Source organism: Oleiphilus sp. HI0066 (assembly GCF_001635725.1).
Genome location: NZ_LWFH01001180.1, coordinates 1 through 1412, shown reverse-complemented (window position 1 = coordinate 1412; position 1412 = coordinate 1). Strand labels below are relative to the sequence as shown.

Here is a 1412-nt window from a genome sequence, read left to right as displayed (position 1 = left end):
TATCTGAAGACGGAAAACCTAGTGCAGGAGGCATGCTTCGTCATGGCGATGTGGATGCAGGTGATACACACACATGGAGTTTGGGTAGTGGTCAAACAAGTTTTCAGGGTCAATACGGCACCTTCACGATTGCGAGTAATGGCGTTTGGCGTTACCAACTTGATAATTCTCATCCTGATGTACAGAAACTAGCCGCTGGTGAGTCACTTACAGATTCAGTTATCGCCAATGTTGCAGATCAGTTAGGCGCGACAGACTCGCAATCGATAGGCATCACGATCAATGGTACGAACGATAACCCCGTTATTGCAGGTCAAATTACTGGTCAAACAAAAGAGGATACGACCAAGCACACATCAGGACAGTTGACGGTGACTGATGCTGACGCGTCTGATACTCACGTATGGTCGCTTGTTGGAACAGGTCGTGGAACCTATGGTGTTCTTCAGCTTGGGCCGAATGGGCAGTGGACATATGACATGTTTGATGGCTCACGTTCAAAAGCAGTGAACGGCTTGCGAGAGGGTGAAACGCGTACTGAGACCTTTCAAATACAAGTCGATGATGGGCACGGTGGGATCGTCACGCAAAGCGTTTCTATTATTGTTGAGGGTACAAATGATTCTCCTGCCATTAGAGGGCGAGCAACTGGCAGTGTGATAGAAGACCAAGTCGAAACGGTGAGCGGAAGACTACGCGATGGCGACCCTGATCGTGGCGACACGCATACTTGGTCAATTGATGGCGGTGGTGCCGATCAATATGGGCAATTGACGGTAGATCAAAACGGACGCTGGCGTTATACCTTGGATCGTACAAGCCCTGATACGCAAGGGCTTGGTGACGGGGAATCTGTCACCGTCCAACACACGGTGAGAGTCATTGATTCTCAAGGCGCAGCATCCACAAAAGTGGTATCTGTCGTTATTAACGGTACGAATGATAAGCCGCTGATGGCGGGCCAATTTAGTGGTACGGCAAAAGAAGACGTTACGCCGACGATTAGCGGTCAGCTGACGCCAGACGATGCTGACAAAAACGACACACATAGCTGGCGAGTGTTAAATCCCAACGCCTCATACGGAAGTTTATCGATAGATGGGCAAGGGAAATGGACATTCTCTCTGCATCCTAACTCCGCGTCTGTGAAGGCTTTGTCTGAAGGCCAAGTCATTCAGCAGACATTTCGTGTCGAGGTGAGAGATCAGCATGGTGAGCGAACCATTAAACAAGTTGTTATTGATGTTGAGGGAACGAACGATCTACCTACCATTCGTGGACAGAACACCGGTTCAGTTACCGAAGATTTGATCGGTCAAACCTCAGGTTCGCTCACTGCAGTAGATGTTGATGCCTTAGATACGCATACATGGAAGGTTGTTGGTTCGCAGCAAGGCCGTTTTGGTGGGCTG

At 49.3% G+C, this 1412-nt stretch carries 1 protein-coding gene; it reads left to right on the top strand.

Translation table 11 applies throughout. From position 1 onward, the window contains the following. Nucleotides 1-1412: VCBS domain-containing protein (locus A3738_RS15920; protein ID WP_197473884.1), on the top strand; the 1412-nt coding region annotated here is incomplete at both ends.